Origin of the sequence: Methylophilus sp. 42 (assembly GCF_000384155.1) — a bacterium.
Taxonomy (GTDB): Bacteria; Pseudomonadota; Gammaproteobacteria; order Burkholderiales; family Methylophilaceae; genus Methylophilus.
In genome coordinates this window covers 981977-1001446 of record NZ_KB913031.1, presented here as the reverse complement: position 1 = coordinate 1001446, position 19470 = coordinate 981977, and the positions used below count along the sequence as shown (strand labels likewise).

21 protein-coding genes are annotated in these 19470 nt (G+C 52.3%); 16 read left to right on the top strand and 5 right to left on the bottom strand.

The genetic code is table 11. The features are described 5' to 3' along the window. Positions 1–54 precede the first annotated feature (54 nt). From MET42_RS0104870 to MET42_RS0104860, 3 genes are all read right to left on the bottom strand, one after another. Positions 55–693: a site-2 protease family protein gene (locus MET42_RS0104870; RefSeq protein ID WP_019881689.1), complete on the bottom strand. Its 639-nt coding sequence runs from the start codon at positions 691–693 to the stop codon at positions 55–57. Between the two features lie 73 nt (positions 694–766). Next, complete coding sequence (locus MET42_RS0104865) at positions 767–1378, bottom strand: L-threonylcarbamoyladenylate synthase (protein ID WP_019881688.1); 612 nt, start codon at positions 1376–1378, stop codon at positions 767–769. Between the two features lie 14 nt (positions 1379–1392). Then, entirely contained in the window at positions 1393–2256 is an 864-nt protein-coding gene (locus MET42_RS0104860) for a 3',5'-nucleoside bisphosphate phosphatase (RefSeq protein WP_019881687.1), read from the bottom strand. A gap of 126 nt (positions 2257–2382) precedes the next feature. Here MET42_RS0104860 and MET42_RS0104855 point away from each other — a divergent pair, with 126 nt between their 5' ends. From MET42_RS0104855 to MET42_RS0104800, 13 genes are all read left to right on the top strand, one after another. After that, a complete protein-coding gene (locus MET42_RS0104855; protein ID WP_019881686.1) occupies positions 2383–2928 on the top strand; it encodes a septation protein A in 546 nt (181 codons plus the stop codon). Between the two features lie 16 nt (positions 2929–2944). Next, positions 2945–3244, top strand: coding sequence for a YciI family protein (locus MET42_RS0104850; RefSeq protein WP_019881685.1), 300 nt, complete (start codon positions 2945–2947; stop codon positions 3242–3244). Position 3245: 1 nt separating this feature from the next. Next, entirely contained in the window at positions 3246–3509 is a 264-nt protein-coding gene (locus MET42_RS14330; protein ID WP_033425676.1) for a BolA family transcriptional regulator, read from the top strand. 55 nt (positions 3510–3564) lie between these two features. Beyond that, positions 3565–4374 carry a peptidylprolyl isomerase gene (locus MET42_RS0104845; protein WP_019881684.1) on the top strand — a complete coding sequence of 270 codons (810 nt, stop codon included), beginning with the start codon at positions 3565–3567 and terminating at the stop codon, positions 4372–4374. A 162-nt stretch (positions 4375–4536) separates the two neighbouring features. Further along, on the top strand, positions 4537–4794 hold the full coding sequence (locus MET42_RS0104840) for a FeoA family protein (RefSeq protein ID WP_019881683.1): 258 nt from the start codon (positions 4537–4539) through the stop codon (positions 4792–4794). Beyond that, complete coding sequence (gene feoB / locus MET42_RS0104835) at positions 4791–6581, top strand: ferrous iron transport protein B (protein ID WP_019881682.1); 1791 nt, start codon at positions 4791–4793, stop codon at positions 6579–6581. The genes MET42_RS0104840 and feoB overlap by 4 nt, the downstream gene beginning before the upstream one ends. A 127-nt stretch (positions 6582–6708) precedes the next feature. Further along, entirely contained in the window at positions 6709–10620 is a 3912-nt protein-coding gene (purL, locus tag MET42_RS0104830; RefSeq protein ID WP_019881681.1) for a phosphoribosylformylglycinamidine synthase, read from the top strand. Positions 10621–10699: 79 nt separating this feature from the next. Further along, positions 10700–11185, top strand: coding sequence for an ankyrin repeat domain-containing protein (locus tag MET42_RS0104825; RefSeq protein ID WP_019881680.1), 486 nt, complete (start codon positions 10700–10702; stop codon positions 11183–11185). 169 nt (positions 11186–11354) lie between these two features. After that, the gene (locus MET42_RS0104820; RefSeq protein ID WP_019881679.1) at positions 11355–11705 is read left to right on the top strand and encodes a c-type cytochrome; all 351 of its coding nucleotides are present in this window, start codon (positions 11355–11357) and stop codon (positions 11703–11705) included. Beyond that, complete coding sequence (locus MET42_RS0104815; protein WP_019881678.1) at positions 11705–13000, top strand: NAD(P)/FAD-dependent oxidoreductase; 1296 nt, start codon at positions 11705–11707, stop codon at positions 12998–13000. Before MET42_RS0104820 ends, MET42_RS0104815 begins: the two co-directional genes overlap by 1 nt. Further along, complete coding sequence (locus MET42_RS0104810) at positions 12997–14208, top strand: PQQ-dependent sugar dehydrogenase (RefSeq protein WP_019881677.1); 1212 nt, start codon at positions 12997–12999, stop codon at positions 14206–14208. Before MET42_RS0104815 ends, MET42_RS0104810 begins: the two co-directional genes overlap by 4 nt. 33 nt (positions 14209–14241) lie before the next feature. Continuing rightward, positions 14242–14826 (top strand): hypothetical protein, encoded by a 585-nt coding sequence (locus MET42_RS0104805; RefSeq protein WP_019881676.1) that lies wholly within the window; start codon positions 14242–14244, stop codon positions 14824–14826. A gap of 8 nt (positions 14827–14834) precedes the next feature. Next, complete coding sequence (locus MET42_RS0104800; protein ID WP_019881675.1) at positions 14835–15728, top strand: SMP-30/gluconolactonase/LRE family protein; 894 nt, start codon at positions 14835–14837, stop codon at positions 15726–15728. Between the two features lie 173 nt (positions 15729–15901). Here MET42_RS0104800 and MET42_RS0104795 read toward each other — a convergent pair whose 3' ends face one another. Next, positions 15902–16087: a hypothetical protein gene (locus tag MET42_RS0104795; RefSeq protein WP_019881674.1), complete on the bottom strand. Its 186-nt coding sequence runs from the start codon at positions 16085–16087 to the stop codon at positions 15902–15904. A gap of 196 nt (positions 16088–16283) precedes the next feature. Here MET42_RS0104795 and MET42_RS0104790 point away from each other — a divergent pair, with 196 nt between their 5' ends. Genes MET42_RS0104790 through MET42_RS0104780 form a run of 3 tightly spaced genes read left to right on the top strand, consistent with a single transcriptional unit; the run spans position 16284 to position 19164 of the window. After that, entirely contained in the window at positions 16284–16961 is a 678-nt protein-coding gene (locus MET42_RS0104790) for a response regulator transcription factor (RefSeq protein ID WP_019881673.1), read from the top strand. A gap of 15 nt (positions 16962–16976) precedes the next feature. Beyond that, positions 16977–18416 carry a sensor histidine kinase gene (locus MET42_RS0104785; protein WP_019881672.1) on the top strand — a complete coding sequence of 480 codons (1440 nt, stop codon included), beginning with the start codon at positions 16977–16979 and terminating at the stop codon, positions 18414–18416. After that, positions 18367–19164, top strand: coding sequence for a ferritin-like domain-containing protein (locus tag MET42_RS0104780; protein ID WP_019881671.1), 798 nt, complete (start codon positions 18367–18369; stop codon positions 19162–19164). Before MET42_RS0104785 ends, MET42_RS0104780 begins: the two co-directional genes overlap by 50 nt. Positions 19165–19171: 7 nt before the next feature. Here the strand turns inward: MET42_RS0104780 and infA are convergent, their stop codons facing one another. Further along, a complete protein-coding gene (gene infA, locus MET42_RS0104775; RefSeq protein ID WP_019881670.1) occupies positions 19172–19408 on the bottom strand; it encodes a translation initiation factor IF-1 in 237 nt (78 codons plus the stop codon). Between the last annotated feature and the right edge of the window lie 62 nt (positions 19409–19470).

Here is a 19470-nt window from a genome sequence, read left to right as displayed (position 1 = left end):
CAAATAGCATGAAGCCGCTGATTCAGCGGCTTCATCAATACCTCACCAGCGCAGCTACATGACCAGCATGGTCAATACCTGCTGAAAAAACTTGAGCACCGGCGACAATAAAACACCCAGAATGCCGGTGAATAATAAGGCAATAAGAATCAGCATGCCATAACGCTCTATTTGTGCAAACTTGATCGCGGCTTGCATGGGTAACAGGCTGACAGCAATGCGGCCGCCATCCAAGGGTGGCAGCGGAAACAAGTTCAGCACTAGCAAGACCAGGTTAATCTGGATGCCTGCCAGGCTCATCTGTGCTAAAAAAGCCTGGGCGGACTCCGGGAATAATGCAATCCGCGCCAGTATCAATCCCCACACAATGGCCATGGCAAAGTTAGACGCCGGACCCGCCAGTGCCACCCACAACATATCCTGCTTGGGGCGACGCAATTGACCAAAGTTGACAGGCACCGGTTTGGCCCAGCCGAACAGCACGCCCCCTAGGATAATGCTGAGCGCAGGCAGTAAAATCGTGCCAATCGGGTCTATGTGCTTGAAAGGGTTGAGGGTAATCCTGCCCATGCGCTCGGCGGTCAGGTCACCAAAGAACTTGGCGGCATAGCCGTGCGCCGCCTCATGTACCGTGATCGCAAACAGGATGGGCAAGGCGTAAGCGGCAATTTTCTGTACAACAGTGAGTTCCATGTAACACTTCCAGCTAAAGTCAACACTCTGTCACAGCGTCTAAGAATAAATGTCCGGCCAAATCAAGCACCTATCAAGGCCAAGGCGCAACGCCCGCGCGCACTAGCTCGGGCGGGTCTTGCGTCAAATCGACCACCGTAGTGGCGCCCACATGCACAATATCACTGTCGATCACCGCGTCAATCTGATGTTCCAGCGCTTCGCGGATTTCCCAGCCAACAGACATAGGCGCTTCATCGCCAGGCAACTGCAAGGTCATGCTGAGCAAGGGCGAATCCAGCGACTCCAGCAAGGCTTGCGTGACGACATGCTTAGGCACGCGCAAGCCAATGGTGCTGCGCTTGGGATGCTGCAATCGGCGCGGCACTTCGCGGCTGGCCTCTAGCAAAAAGGTATAAGCGCCCGGTGTCATTGCCTTAAGCAAGCGGAACTGGCTGTTATTCACTTTGGCATAAGTGCCAATCTCAGCCAGGTCACGGCAAATCAGGGTAAATGGATGCTCATCATCAACGCCACGCAAGCGGCGGATACGGGTTTGTGCCTCTTTAAACTCCATCAGGCAGACCAGGGCATAACTGGAGTCAGTAGGACAGGCCAGCACTCCACCCTGCTTTAACCACTGCGCAGCTTGCTGGATTAATCGGGTTTGCGGGTTCTCCGCATGAATCACAAAATACTGTGCCATGATTAGAGGATGCGCTAACTCGCTACTGCTTGCAGTTGACTGGCTTCGGGCCAGTCCTGCCACACAGGCACGCAACCGGCGGGCAATGCGGGCAAACGCCCCATATCCATATAAGACATACCCGGGCCGTGGTAATCAGAGCCTTGCGAAGCTTTTAAATCGAAACGATGCGCCAGCTTGGCAAATTGCTCATACTGCGGCGGTTGGTGGCTACCAGTGACCACTTCAATCGCTGCACCGCCCAGATTTCTGAATTCATTTAATAGCAGATGCATATTCACAAACCCCAAGTCATAACGACCCGGGTGAGCCAGCACCGCCACCCCGCCGCTGTCACGAATCAGCTGCATGGCTTCTTCCAGGCTCATCCATTCATGGTTGACATAGCCTGGCTTGCCTTTGACCATATATTTTTTAAACACTGATTTGATGTTTTTGGCATGGCCACGTTTCACCATAAACTGTGCAAAATGGCTGCGCGTCATCACGCTGTTGCCCGAGAGTTCGCGCGCGCCTTCATAAGCATCTGCGATACCTGCCTTGGCCAACCCTGCGGCAATTTGCCTGGCGCGGGCATCACGTCCCTCGCGCACTTTAGCAAAGGCAGCTAACAATTCTGGATGTTGCGGATCGACACGCAGACCGACAATATGCAAGGTACGATTTTTCCAGGTGACGGAAATCTCAACGCCATCAATAAAAGAGACACCCAGTTGCTCGGCCGCAGCGCGTGCCCGTGCCAACCCGCCCACTTCATCGTGATCGGTCAGCGCGAGCACCCGCACCCCCCTGCTCGCCGCATGCGCAACCAGGTCTTCAGGCGACAGCAGCCCGTCTGACAGGGTGGAGTGGCAATGTAAATCAATGGGAACAGACATGATGGATATGGGGCGCCGTTTGAATAAAAAGGATGACAACAAAGCGACTAACTTTACATTTTGACAGAAATCATAGCAAAATAGTGCCCTCACAGATAGCAGGAATTCAGTCACCTGAAGCCAGTCATGCAAGTCATTACCGATTTACTCCCCGTTATTCTCTTTTTTATTGCCTATAAAAAAGCAGGTATCTTTACTGCAACCGCTGTCGCCATGATCAGCACCCTGGTCCTGATGCTGATACTCTGGATCAAACGCGGCAAGATAGACAAGATGCTGGTGATTAACGGCGCGGTGATTACCGTGCTCGGCGGCATCACCTTATTGCTGCATGACAAAACCTATATTATGTGGAAACCCACTGCAATTTACTGGATCGGTGCACTGGTATTGCTCTTCAGCCGCTACGCGCTCAAACGCAACCTGATCGAAAATATGCTGGGCAAAATGATGGCACCGCCGCTGACCATCTGGGACCGACTCAACCTGTGCTGGATTGCTTTTTTGGTAGGCATGGGCATACTTAACCTCTATGTGGCTTTTCATTTCAGCGAAGATGACTGGGTCAATTTCAAACTGTTTGGTGCCACCAGCCTGATGTTTATCTTTATTATTGTGCAAGTGTTTGCGTTAAAAGAACATTGGATTGAACAAAACACCCCGTCTGCCTGACTAAGAGAAAACCACCATGCTTTACATGATTTACGCCCAAGACACTGCGAACAGTTTGCCGCTGCGGCTGGAACATCGCCCGCCACATCTGGCACGCTTGCAACAGCTACAGAATGAAGGACGCTTGCTACTCGCCGGGCCATTGCCCGCCATTGATAGCGTAGACCCTGGCGCAGCCGGGTTTAGCGGTAGCCTGATTGTGGCAGAATTCGATTCTTTACAGGCAGCCACCAACTGGGCCAATGACGACCCTTTCGTGCATGCAGGCGTCTATGGCAAGGTAGAAGTCAAACCATTCAGAAAGACGCTGCCATAACATGTTAAAAGCAGAAATCGAGCAACGTTTGCAGCCGCTGGCACCCACACTTCTTGAGATACAGGATGACAGTGAACTGCATCGCGGACATGCAGGGAACACGGGCGGCGGGCATTTCACGCTCACGGTAAAAAGCTCGCTATTTTCAGGAAAATCACAGATAATGCGGCATCGCATGGTCTATCAATGCTTACAAGATTTAATGCCTCATCGCATACACGCGCTCAGTATTCAGGCCCTATCGACTGATGAGTCATTTAGTTGAAACATTTCTGTTTTTTAATATCGCACCAACTCAAATCGTTATATAAGGATATTGCATGAAATTTTTGAAAGTAATGTTGGCGATTGCTTGCTTAAGCGCACTGCCACATGTATACGCGGCCGATGCCGATGCGGTTGCCACAGTCAATGGCAAACCAATTAAAAAAACCTGGGTAGACTTTATTTTACGTGATGCTGAAGCACGTACCGGCCAGAAAGCCAATGACGGCATGAAAGCCGCCGTGGTCAACGAGTTGGTGGGTTCAGAACTGGCTTACCAGGAAGCGCAAAAAGCTGGCATCGACAAACTGCCTGACTTTATCGCAAGCGAAGAACTGGCACGCCGTAAATTGCTGGTCAACGCATTCCTGGCTGATTTCATCAAGAAAAATCCAGTGACCGATGCCGAGAAAAAAGAAGGCTACGAACAGTATAAAAAAGAGCTGGGCGACAAAGAATATAATGCGCGCCATATTCTGGTAAAAACTGAAGCAGAAGCCAAAGCCATTATTGCCGACCTGAAAAAAGGCACTGACTTTGCGAAAATTGCTAAAGAGAAATCACAAGACCCAGGCTCTAAAGACAAAGGTGGCGATCTGGGCTGGTTTTCACCGGCTGGCATGGTAAGACCATTTGCCGAAGCGCTGGTTGGTTTGAAAAAGGGCGAAACAACGCCTGAGCCAGTACAGTCACAATTCGGCTGGCATGTGATCAAGCTGGTGGATACACGCGCACTGCAAGCACCGCCTTATGAAAAAGTGCAAGAAGGTATTGAGCGTACTTTGCAGCAGCGTAAACTGGAAAAATACATGCTGGGCCTGAAAGACAAAGCAAAAATTGATGTCAGCGGCATTGAGAAGAAGTAATCAAAACCGCTTGTAACAAATCAATAAAAAAGCCAGTTTAGACTGGCTTTTTTATTTGCCGCGCATCGCCTCTGCATGAGGCGATCACCCGCCAGACCCGCACAGAAACATTCCTTTGCCCGTCAATCTGAGATAAAATCAAGAATTATTCTCATTTGTAATATGCACATGCATCTTGACGCCCTCAAACCCGGCCAGTCAGCCATGATTGATCGCATCCATGCTGAACAGGCCTTGTCACAACGCCTGAGCGCTTTGGGTTTCCGGTCTGGCAAACAGCTGGAAGTCATCCGCCAGGCAGCGTTCAATGGCCCATTGCATGTACGCATCGGCTCGACAGACGTCATTATCCGTCTGCAGGATGCCAAAGCCATCCATGTGCACCTTCTCTCCAACCAGACAGAATCCATCACTGCATGAAACGTGTTGCCCTGCTCGGAATGCCCAACACGGGCAAATCCACCCTGTTCAATCGCTTAAGCGGCGCGTCCGCCCGGGTCGGCAACTGGCCAGGGATTACTGTGGATTTAATGAGTGCCAAAATACTGCTGGGCGGCCATATTGCTGAACTGGTAGATTTGCCCGGCCTGTATGATTTGCATGGTTTCTCAGATGATGAGCACGTCGTGCGTCATTTTCTCAGCCACCACCCGGTCGACCTGGTGCTGATTATTTTAAACAGCGCCCAGATTGACCGCCAATTATCGCTCGCTTTGCAAATTCGCGCCCTCGGCTTACCTGCAGTATTGCTGCTGAATATGGAAGATGAAGCCAAACGCGCAGGGATTACGATTGATGCGCAGGCGATGAGTAAGCAACTGGGCATACCAGTACGCACCATTAGCGCCAAATATGGCCAGGGCTGCCCTGAGGCATTGCAACTGGCGGCACAAACCATCCTGCAGCAACCTAATCTGGTCGCGCCAGAAACCATCGCGGGCAAGTTGGAAATGGACAATGTCATAGAGCAGGAAATGCACCAGATTATTGACCGCACCGTGCATTTTCCGCTGCAACTCAACCACTCACTGACCGACCGCCTGGACAAGGTACTGTTACACCCATGGCTGGGCTTGCCACTCTTCCTGCTTTCAGTGTTCCTGCTGTTTCAGTTTATTTTTACCGTTGGCGCCCCACTACAAGAGGGCATGGCATGGCTGTTTGACAGCTTGCGCAGCACGGCGTTAGAACCACTGCTGGCCAGTTTGCCCACCTGGTTAAATGGCTTGCTACTGGACGGCCTGTATACAGGCTTTAGCACCGTAGCCGCATTTGTGCCGATTATTGTTCTGTTCTTTTTAGTCATGAGCATGGTCGAAGATAGCGGTTATTTATCACGCGCAGCTTTTCTCATGGACACCCTGATGGCAAAAATGGGCCTCGATGGCCGTGGCTTTGTCATGATGCTGATGGGCTTTGGTTGTAACGTGCCCGCCTTGATGGGCACGCGCGTCATGCGTAGCCGCCCCATGCGCTTGCTGACCATGCTGACTATCCCACTGTCCCTGTGCTCGGCCAGATTACAGGTATTCCTGTTTATCATTGCCATCCTTTTCCCGCCCTCACAAGCCGCACTGGTACTGTTCTCGCTCTACATGGTCAGTTTCGCCACGATTTTCATTACCGCCGTCCTGTTCAAAGCCAAATTTGCCAGCCGCGAACCGTTTGTACTCGAACTGCCGCCGTATCGCTTTCCTACCCCGCAACAAATCTGGATGCGTGGCTGGCAAGAGGTGAAACACTTTCTGTCACGTGCAACCAAATTTATCGTCATTGGCGTGGTCATGGTTTGGCTGCTCACACACCTGCCAACCACTGCCGTGCCGGCCAGTGCCGAGACTTGGGCGGGCAGCATAGGCCGTTTCTTTGCGCCAGTGCTGGACCCGATTGGCATTGACACCCATCTGGCAATTGCTTTGATCTTTGGCTTTGTCGCCAAGGAAATCGTCGTCGGTTCGCTAGCCGTCATTTACGGCTTGCAAGGCGATGCGCTCAGCCAGCAGATCGCAGCCAATATCGACTGGGTACAAGGCATGAGCTTTATGCTGTTCACGCTGATTTATACGCCCTGCCTATCCACCATTGCTACCCTTAAATCCGAAAGTAAAAGCAGCGGCTTTATGTGGCTATCACTCACCTGGTCATTAGCACTGGCGTGGGTTGTGAGCTTTGCGTTCTACCAAAGTGCCCGCGCGCTGGGTTACTAGTGCCTACCATTCTCAATCGGCCACCTGTGCGTGGCCGATTTTATTTGGGATTCGATTAGCCCTGCGAGACGACGCGCTTTCTGTTAAAATGACGGTTTGAATTTTCATTGAAAAATCCAACCGTCACATGTCCAGTCAAGCGCATTTTTTTAGTCTGCGCGGCAGCGCCGCCCTCTCGCAATTCCGTCTCGATAAACTGTATAGCGCCCTCAACATCAGCGCACCGAATATCGCCCATATTTATACCGAATTTGTGCATTTCGCCTTTAGCGAAACGGCATTGAGTGCCACTGAACAAGACACCTTGCGCCAGATTCTGACTTACGGCCCGCATACGGATATCGAATCACCGACTGGCGAATTGCTGTTGGTGACACCACGCATAGGCACCATTTCACCATGGGCCTCACGTGCCACTGATATTGCCCATAACTGCGGCCTCAGCAGCTTGCTGCGCCTGGAGCGCGGCATTGCCTACTATGTGACAACAAAAAATGGTCAGCCACTCACAGAGACCGAAAAACAGGCCTTGCGCACAGCAATTCAGGACCGCATGACTGAAACAGTGATCTACCGCCTGGCCGATGCCGAAAAACTGTATCACCACGCAGATCCTAAACCGTTATCCAGCGTGGACATCCTGGCCGGTGGCAAAGCCGCGCTCGAAGCTGCCAACAGTGACATGGGGCTGGCTTTGTCGCCAGACGAAGTCGACTACCTGCTGGAAAATTACACAAAAATGGGGCGTAATCCGACCGATGTCGAGCTGATGATGTTTGCCCAAGCCAACTCTGAACACTGTCGCCACAAGATTTTCAATGCCGACTGGGTGATTGATGGCGTACAGCAGGAATTGTCGCTGTTCAACATGATCCGCAATACGCACAAACTGCACCCTGGCCACACCGTTGTAGCCTATTCGGATAACTCGTCGATTGTGCAAGGCCAGAAAACCAAGCGTTTCTACCCTTCTGCCGACCAGAGCTACCAGTTTGTAGAAGACAATATGCACTACCTGATGAAGGTAGAGACGCATAACCATCCGACCGCGATTTCACCGTTTGCAGGTGCTGCGACAGGTGCAGGCGGCGAGATCCGTGACGAAGGCGCCACCGGTATTGGCTCGAAACCCAAGGCAGGCCTGGCGGGTTTCTCGGTGTCTAACCTGAATCTGCCTGACTTCAACCAACCCTGGGAAACCAACTACGGCAAACCAGGCCGTATCGCCAGCCCGCTGCAAATCATGATAGACGGCCCCTTAGGTGGTGCCGCTTATAACAACGAATTTGGCCGTCCCAACATTGCCGGTTATTTCCGTACCTTTGAGCTGGAAACAAGCACCACAGACGGACAATCAGAAGTGCGCGGTTATCACAAGCCCATCATGCTGGCCGGTGGTGTCGGTAATATTTCTGACAGTCATAGCTTTAAAAATAGCATCCCTCCTGGCTCAGCCCTGATTCAACTCGGTGGCCCGGCCATGCTGATTGGCCTGGGTGGCGGCGCAGCCTCCAGCATGGACACCGGTGCCAACACCGAAAATCTGGACTTTGACTCGGTGCAACGTGGCAACCCTGAGTTGCAACGCCGTGCACAAGAGGTGATCGACCGTTGCTGGCAAATGGGCGACAAAAACCCGATTTTGAGCATTCACGACGTCGGCGCTGGTGGTATTTCTAACGCTTTCCCAGAGCTGGTGAACGACGCCAAAGTCGGTGCAGTGTTCCAGCTGCGTGACGTACACAACGAAGAGCCTGGCATGAGCCCGCGCGAATTGTGGAGCAACGAAGCGCAGGAGCGCTACGTACTTGCCGTCACACAAGACCAACTGCCATTATTTGAAGCGATTTGTGAACGCGAGCGCTGTCCTTTCGCGGTGGTGGGTGTGACCACGGAAGAACGCCACTTAACCGTTGAAGACACGCACTTTGCCAACAAGCCTGTCGATATGGAATTGTCCGTGTTGTTGGGCAAACCACCAAAAATGTTACGCGACGTCAAGTCCGTGCAGAAGTCACTGCCTGCCTTTGATACCAGCAATATAGACTTGAACGATGCCGTGGCACGCGTACTGCGTTTGCCGGGGGTGGCCGATAAAACCTTCCTGATTACCATCGGTGACCGCAGTGTGACTGGCCTGATTGTACGCGACCAGATGGTCGGCCCATGGCAAGTGCCGGTCAGCAACGTGGCGGTGACTTGCGCCGGGTTTGAAACCAATATTGGCGAAGCCTTTGCCATCGGCGAAAAAGCGCCACTGGCGCTGATTGACGCCCCGGCCTCCGGCCGCATGGCGATTGGTGAGGCCATTACCAACATTGCTGCCGCCTCGATTAGCGAGATCGGCAACCTCAAACTGTCTGCCAACTGGATGGCCCCTGCTGGCCATGTTGGTGAAGATGCCGCACTGTACGCCACCGTGAAAACGGTAGGGATGGAATTGTGCCCGGCACTGGGCATCAGCATCCCGGTCGGTAAAGACTCCATGAGTATGAAAACCGTGTGGCAAGACAATGGCGAAAATAAAGCCGTTACCGCCCCCATCTCGCTGGTGATTTCTGCATTTGCCAATACGCCAGACGTACGCAAAACACTGACGCCACAACTGCGTACCGACTTAGGCGACAGCGAACTGATCCTGATCGACCTCGGTAACGGCCGTAACCGCATGGGTGGTTCGGCCCTGGCGCAAGTCTACAAGCAACTGGGCAATACCGTGCCGGATGTCGATCAACCAGCGCAATTGAAAGCGTTTTTTGCCGCTATCCAGCAATTGAACAGTGACGGCAAGTTACTGGCCTACCATGACCGCTCTGACGGCGGCCTGTATGTCACCCTGGCAGAAATGGCCTTTGCTGGCCATTGTGGCCTCAATATCGATTTGTCCAGCCTCGGTGGTGACACAATCAGCACCCTGTTTAACGAAGAGCTGGGCGCCGTGGTACAAGTGCGTGCAGCGGATGCTGCCGCGATTGCAGCGCAACTGCAACAAGCGCTGGGCGCCTGTGTACACCGTATTGGCCAGGTCAACGCGGGGCATGACATTGCCATCAGCCAAGGCAACACACAATACAAAGCTTCGCGTATTGAATTGCACCGTATGTGGTCTGAAACCACTTACCGTATGCAAAGCCTGCGTGATAACCCGACCTGTGCGCAGCAGGAGTACGACCGCATCCTCAATGCTGACGACGCCGGTTTGCATGCCAAGCTGACGTTTGACCTCAACGACAATATCGCTGCGCCGTATATCAACACCGGTAAACGCCCGAATATGGCCATCTTGCGTGAGCAAGGCGTCAACGGCCAGACCGAAATGGCCGCGGCGTTTGACCGCGCCGGCTTTAACAGTGTTGACGTGCATATGAGCGACGTCATTAGCGGCCGTGTGTCCCTTAAAGACTTTGCTGGCCTGGTCGCCTGTGGTGGCTTCTCTTACGGTGACGTGCTGGGCGCCGGTGAAGGCTGGGCCAAGTCCATCTTGTTCAACAGCCGCGCCCGTGATGAATTCAGCGCCTTCTTTAACCGTGCCGATACCTTTGCACTGGGCGTGTGTAACGGTTGCCAGATGATGAGCAACCTGCACAGCATTATTCCTGGTGCAGAGCACTGGCCGCATTTCGTGCGCAACAAGTCCGAACAATTTGAAGCACGCGTGGCGCTGGTCGAGATTCTATCCTCGCCATCCATCTTTTTTGATGGCATGGTCGGTAGCCGTATGCCGATTGCCGTGGCACATGGCGAAGGTTTTACGGAATTTACTGATGCCAGCGCTGTCACAAGTGTGCTACAACAGCAACTGGCAACTGTGCGCTATGTTGACCATGCTGCGCAAGCGACCGAGGTCTACCCGTTTAACCCGAATGGTTCGCCACAGGGCTTGACCGGTTTCACTACGCAAGACGGCCGTTTCAGCATCATGATGCCGCATCCTGAACGTGTATTCAGGGCTGTACAACACTCCTGGCGCCCTGATGGATGGCAAGAGGACGGCCCTTGGATGCGCATGTTCAGGAATGCACGCAAGTTTGTGGGTTAAGCGAAACCGACTCACGTGGTTTCGCCATTAAAACAAAGTGGTTATTTTTAAAAATGAAAATCAGGTGTTTGGAGAGATTATGAAATCAGTTAAGTTTTTAGTGGCCTTGTTCTCACTGTCATTTGCCTTACAGGCATTTGCCCTGTCAGATGAGGAGTATATGGAGTTTACCGAGGCACTCACCGGTGGTAACGTGAAAGTGGTCAAAAAGTTTGTTGAAGCTGACCCGACCTTGGTAAAACAGAAATTCTTTGCCTGGGAACCACTGCAAATGGCGGCATCAAAAGGCAAGCTGGACGTGGTGAAATACCTAGTGTCCAAAGGCGCTGACCTGAACTATGTACACCCGGCCAGCCATAATACGGCTTTCCATATGTCTGCATTTATTGGCGATACCGCTACCATGAAATACCTGGCCTCTGCCGGCGCTGATGTGAATATCAAACTCAAAGGCGATGTCTCTCTGGTGCGTTATTTCAAAGAAGAACACGACCAGAAAATGGTCGACCTGCTGACTGAACTTGGCACCAAAAACGATGGCTGTCAGGAAGAAAAATGCTTTTAATCGCTGGCAACTCGCTACGATATTAAACAAAAACGGTCATGAGATTCATGGCCGTTTTTGTTTTAAGGCAATTGTTTTGAGGCTGTGTAACCATAGTCACTCACGCCTCGGCATCCATTTAGAATAATGTGATACATCAATATCACTCACAATCAATCCTGGGGGAAGCATGAAGCAGATATACGCGCGTATTCTATGGGCTTGCATTGCAATATGGTCGCTATCGACGCATGCAGAAGACTCTTCGGCGACTCATACCCTGGCGGCCTCTTGCGCTGCCTGCCATGGGCCCAATGGCAATAGCCTGGGCGGCACACCTACGCTTGCAGCCCTCAATCAAGCCTATTTTGTGCAGCGCATGCAAGGCTTTAAAGATGGCTCGGTGACTTCTACCGTCATGCATCATCACGCCAAAGGGTTAACTACAGAAGAAATAACCGCACTGGCCAGCTATTTCGCACAACAGCCCAGACAAACAGCGCATGCCTTGCCACATCAATCATTCCTGGGGGCACAATAATGCAGCCGGATTCTATCTTGACCACCCATCCCGTCAGCGCAACACGCAGGCAATTTGTGCGCTCAGTGATTTATGGCGGACTCGCCTTTTATGGCCTGCCCGCTTTTGCGCGTGCCAGCAAACCACCCCTAGGCCATGTAGTGATAGTCGGCGCAGGATTTGCAGGCCTCACCGCCGCCAAATACTTACGCGCCTGGAGCATGGGCAACCTCAAAGTCACCATCATTGAGCCCAACCCGCAATTTATCTCCTGCCCGCAAAGCAACCTGGTGCTAGGTGGTAGCCGCACGCTGGATCAATTAAGTTTTGCTTATGATTTATCACGCAAACAACATGGGCTGCACTGGATACAAGACAGTGTGACGTCAGTTGACCTTGTGAATAAACAAGTGCAACTCGCGCGTGGCAATCTCAGCTACGACCGCCTGATACTCGCACCTGGTGTTGATTTCAATTACAGCAAGATTCCAGGCATGTCTGCCCCGGTCGCCGATATTCCACATGCATGGAAAGCGGGCAAACAAACGCTGCAACTGCGGCAGCAACTGGAGAGCATGCCTGATGGAGGCGTGTTTGTGATGACCATTCCAACCGGCGCTTACCGCTGCCCACCCGGCCCATATGAACGGGCCTGCCAGGTTGCGCATTATTTCAAACAGCACAAACCGCGCAGCAAAGTGATTATCCTGGATGCCAATGCCGACATCACCTCCAAAAAAGGCTTGTTTTTGCAAAGCTTCAATGGTGCCTACCAGGGCATCATTGAATACCATAACAATAGCGAAATCCTGCGACTGGATGCTGCCAGCAAAACCATTAAAACTGATTTTGAAACGGTGAAAGCAGACGTGCTGAATGTGATTCCGCCGCAATTGGCCGGCAAAGTCGCGCAAGTGGCGGGCCTGAATAATGTCGATGGTCGCTGGTGCGAAGTCGACTTTGTGACGTATGCATCGAGCCTGCAAGCTGATGTACATATCATCGGCGACAGTATTTCGGCAGGCTTGCCAAAATCGGCGCATATGGCCACCTCGCAAGCCAAAGTGTGCGCTGCCGCCATCATAGACCTGCAAACTGGCAATGCCCCTAACCCGCTGCCTGTGTTCGCAAACACTTGCTACAGTTTTGTCGACAACCAGCAAGCCATGCACGTGGCCAATGTGTATCGTTATGACCCAGCCAAGAAATCCATGGTATCAGCCGAAGGTGGTGGCGTTTCGGCCAAAGCCAGCGTGCAGGAAGGCGAATACGCACAAGCCTGGGCAGAAAACATCTGGGCAGACACATTGACATGACGGCAGCACACGCCCAAACCTCTTCCCCCAATAAAGTTTCGCGCTTACTGTTGATCGCATTGACAGGTTTGTGCATGGCAATTGGTTTGCACTATGCCATGGCACAAACGCCAGAGGTGGATGCTGCTTTATCGACGCTGGAAGTCCCCGCCGGGCTCAAGATAGAGCGATTTAGTGATGTCAGTACTTTAGGCGCTCCACGCATGCTGGCGCTGGACACACAGGGACGGCTATTGGTCAGCTTGTCTGATACCGGCCGTATCGTGCGTTTAAACGCACAAGGGGAAGCAGAAGTCATTGCCCAAGGCCTCAATGCGCCACACGGCCTCACCTTGCTAGGAGAGGACTTGCTGGTGGCTGAACAGACCGGCGTGGTCAAACTGCCCAAACAAGGTGATGGCTGGGGCGCCCCGCAACCGTTTATCCGCAACCTGCCTAGCGGTGGCCATAGCCTGAAAACACTCAAAATCTCGCCGGACGGTTATCTGTTTATCAATGTCGGCTCCAGTTGCAATGTCTGTGTCGAAGATAATCCGATGCGCGCAACAATACTAAGATATACGGCAGATGGCCGCCCTGCTGGCGCGCTGCTGACGGTCGGCCGTCATGCGCAAAGTGCAATCTGGGCCCGTGGGCTGCGTAACAGCCAAAGTTTTGCCTGGCAACCACAAAGCGCAGAGATGTTTGCCACCAACAATGGCGCTGATAATCGCAGTGGGCAGAAAAATGGCCATGTCGATGATGACTTGCCACCAGAGCACCTGAACAAGATTGAAGCAGGCCAGCACTATGGCTGGCCGTATTGCTGGAGCGACCCCGCGCAGCCCGGGCAACTGATGCAAGACCCCAATTTTGTTGGCGAAACAGGTGCTTGCCAACAGGCGCAAGCGCCCGTACTAACACTCCCCGCACACAGTACGCCCATAGGCATCACTTTTTTGCATCAAAGCCGGTTAGCAGGCGACATCCAACAGGATGCGATTGTGGCCTTGCATGGTTCGTGGAACCGCAAACAACCCAGCGGCTACGCCTTGCTGCGTGTACAATTCAGGAACCAACAGCCCGTGGCAAGCGTCCCATTCATTAGTGGCTGGCTGCAAGGCAAACGCGCCTGGGGACGACCGATAGATGTGATCGTCGGTGCCGATGGCTGGCTATATGTGTCAGATGACCTGACCGGCTGGATTTACCGTATTCGCAACCTGTAGCCACCGCTGCAAGGATATTTTCAGGAGTAATATATGAAACGCATTTTGTTGTCTATCAGTAGCGCACTCTGCCTGGGCTGGATCAGCCTTAGCCAGGCGGGTACGCAACCGGCTTTGGTCATTCAGGTGCCAGAGTCTTTTTACCAGCATCCGGTACGCCTGTTGAATCCCTACCTCAACTATTGGCATAACCGTGCCGAAGCAGCTGAAGCTGTCGGCTTGAGCAGCTTTCAGGCGCAAAACTTTACCACCTCCAGTTGTGAGGCCGAAGCCAAAGGCCAGGCGCTGGTAGTGATTGAACCCAATATGTTCTATAACCCGCAAACGGGTGTGTTTTACAGCGAAATCACTGCCAAGGTGTATAACCAGCCTGCCGCAGACAGTGCTCTGGGAAAACCGCTGCTGACAGTCAAGGGCGAAGGCCAATCACGTGGCTGGCTGACTTACAATGTGGAGCACTCGACACATAAGTCTTACCAGCAAGCATTTGACCAGGTGATTCAGCAATTGCAGCAAAATCCTGCTTTCCAGCAATCCCTGGCACAAGCACCGGTACAAACCTACGAGGCTTTGTGCAATAGTATTAATACCTTATCCCAACCTAAAGCCTTTTTCTAGGAGTGTTTATGTTGTTTTTCCAGCCTCGCCGTGTCTTGACCTCTAGCGCAATCTCAAGCTTAGTCGCTGCCTGCTTACTGACGATCACCAGCCACAGCCACGCGCATGGCTTAGCGCCTGTAAGTGGCTTGCTGACGCCGGAATCTGTTGTGCAAGCCGCCGACGGCAAAATCTACGTGTCTGAAATCAATGGCTTTGGCCAGGATGGTGACGGCCAAATTCGCGTCATCGACCATGGTAAAACCTCGGTCTTGGTACAAGGCCTGGATGACCCTAAAGGGCTGGTGCTGATCGGCAATGATTTATATATTGCCGACAAAACGCGTGTATTGCGTGTCGCACTGAACCAATCCCCTGCCAGCGCGGAGGTGTTTTTAGCAGCGACTGATTTTCCCAAAGTGCCACAATTTCTCAACGACCTGAGCGCAGATGCCAATGGCAACCTGTATATCAGTGACAGTGGTGATATTCTGGGCAGCGGCAAAGGCGGCATTATTTATAAAGTCACACCTCAACGTCAGCTGAGTTTGCTGCTAGACGGCACGATCGATGCACGTATTTTAGCCCCAAATGGTTTGCTGGCCGATGCCAAAGGTGAGCATTTGCTGCTGGTCGACTTCACTTCTGGCGTGCTTTACAACTACAACCTGTTGAGCAAAAAACTGGATGAAGTGGCCAGCGGCCTGGGTGGTGGCGATGGCATTGTCAAACAGGCAAATGGCACGATTTATGTCAGTGACTGGAAGTCAGGCAAAGTATTCCGCATTGACCAGCAACATAAAGTCACCCTGATCAAAGAAGGTTACCAATCTGCCGCAGATATTGCGCTGACACAAGATGACCACCATTTGCTGGTGCCGGACATGAAGGCAGGCAAGCTGGATATTATAGATTTACGTTAGACGTTGACTTGGTGGGCTTGCACCAGGACCTGGCGCAAGCCCAAATCCACATATTCCAAATCACACATAAAAAAAACCACGCTTGCGCGTGGTTAAAGTGAGAGGATACACACGAAACCGCTGATTGCTTCAACGCACTGCAGGGAATTCAGTACGCTTAGGCAACTTCGCAGTTACTTGGTTTGCGCAGTTTTTTTGTCAACCTCCTTTTGGGAGTTGACCGCTGGCTGCGCAACAGCGTGTCTGGCTACTTTCAAATGTTTCTGCATTTCAACCTGATCATGTGGCGAGGGGTTGGTCCCGGCCAGGGCATAGGCTGAAAGAATGAATCCCGACATGACTAACAGGGTCTTGATCATGATCGCTCCTTAATCGCTGCTGCTCATTTAATATTCTGTGTTTAATGGCATCGTGGCTTGTATTGCGCTGTCCACCCTTGCACAATACGCTGCTCTCCTTACAGCTAACTTACGTCTGGCTTGCAGCAAACTTACAAACGAAAAACCCGCCAGCATTGAGGTACACTGGGCATATTCAGACCAGCGGATATCAGCGATGCGTTTATTAATTGTGGAAGATGATTTAGTGATTGCGAATGGACTGGTGCGTGCCCTCAGCCAGTCACAATACGCGGTTGATCACGTCACCGATGGCAAACAAGCCTTACGCGCCATTCAGGATGACGTATACGATATGGTGATTCTGGACCTTGGATTACCCACGATGGATGGCATGCAGTTGTTATCGCACCTGCGCCAGCAGGCTAACGCGATTGCGGTGCTGATTTTGACCGCACGTGAGGATGTAGCCACGCGTGTGCAGGCGCTGGATCTGGGCGCTGATGACTTCCTGACCAAACCATTTCACCTCGAAGAACTTGAAGCACGCGTACGTGCACTGATACGCCGTAGTAAACTGGGCAACAACCTGCCATTACAGTGTGGCAACCTAAAACTCGATGTCGCTAATAAACTAGCCAGTATTAATGACCAACTGATTACCCTATCGGCACGCGAACTCAACCTGCTGGAAACACTGATGATGCGTATGGGTAAAATCATTGCCAAAGAGCAAATCATGGAGTCTTTATGCAATTGGGACGAAACCCTGGGTGACAATGCCATTGAGGTGTATATTCACCGCCTGCGCAAGAAAATTGAACCCAGCGGCGCCCACATCCGCACTGTGCGTGGTTTGGGCTATATGCTGGAAGCCGAACATTTAAGCCTTTAATGACTCATTGAATACATGGGACCACGTTCACTCAAAAACCAGCTGCGTTTGTGGCTACTGTTGCCCATGCTGCTGGTACTCGGGGTGTCTGCCGCCCTCTCTTACTCACGCGCCTTGCACTATGCGACACAAGCTTATGACCAGTCGTTGTTGCGTACCGTGCTTGCCTTGGCTGATGAAGTCATTATCGACGCCAACAACGAAGTCAAAATTGAAATTCCCGAAGTCGCCAGCCACCTACTCAGTTACAACGAAGGTGACCGCATTTATATCCGCATTATCGGGCCGCGCGGCAAACTGGTGTTCGGTGAAGCCAATCTGCCACTCCCCACCAAACCGCCCGCGGGCAACCAGCAGATTTATTACAACAGCCTCTACAAAGGTGAAGCCATTCGCGCCGTGACCTTTGGCCTGCCCGAAAGCAAAGCGATCAATGCGCGCAATATCCTGATCACTATGGCAGAAACTACTGGCAAACGCGATGCCATGGTGGCAGAAATGGTGGAAGAAATGCTGCTACCGCAAGTGCTGATGATGCTGTTGGCAGCGATTGTGATTGAACTGGGCATCCACTTTGCGCTAAAACCCATGCAAGACCTCAGGGAATCTTTACATCAGCGCTCCCACCGCGACCTCAGTCCGCTAGACACCAGTTACTCGCCATTGGAGCTGCACCCCCTGTTGCATGCCATGAATGCCCTGCTGTCGCGGGTAAAAGCGGGTTTGCAGCAACAACAGCAATTTATTGCCGACGCCTCGCATCAATTACGCACACCGATTGCAGGCTTGCAAACACAAGCGGAACTCGCTCTCAGAAGCCATCCACCAGAGGCGGTGCAGGAACCATTGAATTACATGCTACGCAGCACAACACGTTTATCACACCTGATTCAACGCTTGTTGAGCATGGCCAGAACCGATGCCGCCAGTAGCCAGCTGATCGTTCAGCCCGTGTCGCTGACCAGTATTATTTATGAAGAGTGCGCGCGCTGGATAGGCCCGGCTTCAGATAAACAACTGGAACTGGAAGTGCTGATTGAAACGCAGCAGGACAAGGTGTTGGGGGATGCCTTGATGCTGTCGGAAATGCTCAATAATTTGCTCGAGAACGCCATCCAGTACACGCCAGAACAAGGCCTGCTTGCCATCCGCTTATGGCAAAGTGAGCAGTCTCTGCTGTTACAAGTGTCTGACAGCGGCGTCGGCATCCCTGCCGACCAGACAGCGCTGATCTTTGAGCGTTTTCACCGCCTAGACCCCAATCAGGGCAACGGTTGTGGGCTGGGATTGGCCATCGTCGCCGAAATTGCAGAACACCACAATGCCAGCATCACCGTCTCGGCCGGGCTGCCTCACCCAATCACGCATCACATCGGCAGCCAATTCACGGTAAAATTCCAACGCTATGACATCCTGCCTGAGAACCCTCGCCCTGCAAGCACTGACCCTCAGTGATCCGCAACAAAAATGCCAGCAAGTGACTTTGCTTTGGGAAACTAATCTCGACTACAACGCCCATCTCACGCTGACCGCGCCAGTACAATCCATTCCAGGCCGGCCGGAAAAGCCTCATCTGGTGCCGCCCAAGCAAGTACAGCGTCGCGCCATGAATACGGCCGAAGGCCGTGCGGCGCTGATACATGCATTAGCGCATATTGAATTCAATGCCATTAACCTGGCGCTGGATGCGGTGTGGCGCTTTGCCGATATGCCGGAAGACTATTACCGTGACTGGCTGCAAGTCGCCAAAGAAGAGGCTTACCACTTCTCGCTGCTACGCGCGCATCTGCAAACACTGGGCTTTGACTATGGTGACTTTGATGGTCACAACAGCCTGTGGGAGATGGTCGAAAAAACGCAATCCGATGTACTGGCGCGCATGGCGCTGGTGCCGCGTACCATGGAAGCGCGCGGCCTGGATGCCACGCCCCCGCTCAAACAGAAACTGTCGCAAGCAGGTGACCATGCCGCCGCCGCGATTCTGGATATTATCCTGCGTGACGAAATCGGCCATGTCGCCATTGGCAACCGCTGGTTTCAATATTTATGTGACCAACGCGGATTAGATATCGTCGCGACGTTTGAAACCTTGCGCCAACAATATCAAGCGCCCAAGCTGCGGCCACCGTTTAACATGGAAGCGCGTAAGCAGGCGGGGTTTAGCGAAATTGAACTGGCCTACTTAAATGCAGAGACCCACTAAATGTTTTTTATGAAGGCTTGCGTGGCGGTAGATGACGGAAAGTAATGCGCCCTTTACCCATATCATAGGGTGACATTTCAATGGTGATTTTGTCGCCAGCCAGAATACGTATTTTATGTTTGCGCATTTTGCCGCCAGTGTAAGCAATCAGCTGATGGCCGTTATCCAGCGTCACGCGATAGCGCGCATCTGGCAATATTTCCGTCACTGCGCCCTGCATTTCAATCAACTCTTCCTTAGCCATGAGGTATCCTTAAAATAAAAAACAAAAAAGCCCGTACAAACGGGCTTTATCCGGGGGTGAAT

What these genes read in the sequence shown, in the direction of transcription:
- MET42_RS14330 (WP_033425676.1), top strand. Translation starts at nt 3,246, where the DNA reads ATGTTAAAAGCAGAAATCGAGCAACGTTTGCAGCCGCTGGCACCCACA.
- MET42_RS0104815 (WP_019881678.1), top strand. Translation starts at nt 11,705, where the DNA reads ATGCAGCCGGATTCTATCTTGACCACCCATCCCGTCAGCGCAACACGC.
- MET42_RS0104805 (WP_019881676.1), top strand. Translation starts at nt 14,242, where the DNA reads ATGAAACGCATTTTGTTGTCTATCAGTAGCGCACTCTGCCTGGGCTGG.
- MET42_RS0104825 (WP_019881680.1), top strand. Translation starts at nt 10,700, where the DNA reads ATGAAATCAGTTAAGTTTTTAGTGGCCTTGTTCTCACTGTCATTTGCC.
- MET42_RS0104790 (WP_019881673.1), top strand. Translation starts at nt 16,284, where the DNA reads ATGCGTTTATTAATTGTGGAAGATGATTTAGTGATTGCGAATGGACTG.
- MET42_RS0104820 (WP_019881679.1), top strand. Translation starts at nt 11,355, where the DNA reads ATGAAGCAGATATACGCGCGTATTCTATGGGCTTGCATTGCAATATGG.
- MET42_RS0104870 (WP_019881689.1), bottom strand. Translation starts at nt 693, where the DNA reads ATGGAACTCACTGTTGTACAGAAAATTGCCGCTTACGCCTTGCCCATC.
- MET42_RS0104795 (WP_019881674.1), bottom strand. Translation starts at nt 16,087, where the DNA reads ATGATCAAGACCCTGTTAGTCATGTCGGGATTCATTCTTTCAGCCTAT.
- MET42_RS0104780 (WP_019881671.1), top strand. Translation starts at nt 18,367, where the DNA reads ATGACATCCTGCCTGAGAACCCTCGCCCTGCAAGCACTGACCCTCAGT.
- MET42_RS0104850 (WP_019881685.1), top strand. Translation starts at nt 2,945, where the DNA reads ATGCTTTACATGATTTACGCCCAAGACACTGCGAACAGTTTGCCGCTG.
- MET42_RS0104810 (WP_019881677.1), top strand. Translation starts at nt 12,997, where the DNA reads ATGACGGCAGCACACGCCCAAACCTCTTCCCCCAATAAAGTTTCGCGC.
- purL (WP_019881681.1), top strand. Translation starts at nt 6,709, where the DNA reads ATGTCCAGTCAAGCGCATTTTTTTAGTCTGCGCGGCAGCGCCGCCCTC.
- feoB (WP_019881682.1), top strand. Translation starts at nt 4,791, where the DNA reads ATGAAACGTGTTGCCCTGCTCGGAATGCCCAACACGGGCAAATCCACC.
- MET42_RS0104800 (WP_019881675.1), top strand. Translation starts at nt 14,835, where the DNA reads ATGTTGTTTTTCCAGCCTCGCCGTGTCTTGACCTCTAGCGCAATCTCA.
- MET42_RS0104845 (WP_019881684.1), top strand. Translation starts at nt 3,565, where the DNA reads ATGAAATTTTTGAAAGTAATGTTGGCGATTGCTTGCTTAAGCGCACTG.
- MET42_RS0104855 (WP_019881686.1), top strand. Translation starts at nt 2,383, where the DNA reads ATGCAAGTCATTACCGATTTACTCCCCGTTATTCTCTTTTTTATTGCC.
- MET42_RS0104860 (WP_019881687.1), bottom strand. Translation starts at nt 2,256, where the DNA reads ATGTCTGTTCCCATTGATTTACATTGCCACTCCACCCTGTCAGACGGG.
- MET42_RS0104840 (WP_019881683.1), top strand. Translation starts at nt 4,537, where the DNA reads ATGCACATGCATCTTGACGCCCTCAAACCCGGCCAGTCAGCCATGATT.
- MET42_RS0104785 (WP_019881672.1), top strand. Translation starts at nt 16,977, where the DNA reads ATGGGACCACGTTCACTCAAAAACCAGCTGCGTTTGTGGCTACTGTTG.
- infA (WP_019881670.1), bottom strand. Translation starts at nt 19,408, where the DNA reads ATGGCTAAGGAAGAGTTGATTGAAATGCAGGGCGCAGTGACGGAAATA.
- MET42_RS0104865 (WP_019881688.1), bottom strand. Translation starts at nt 1,378, where the DNA reads ATGGCACAGTATTTTGTGATTCATGCGGAGAACCCGCAAACCCGATTA.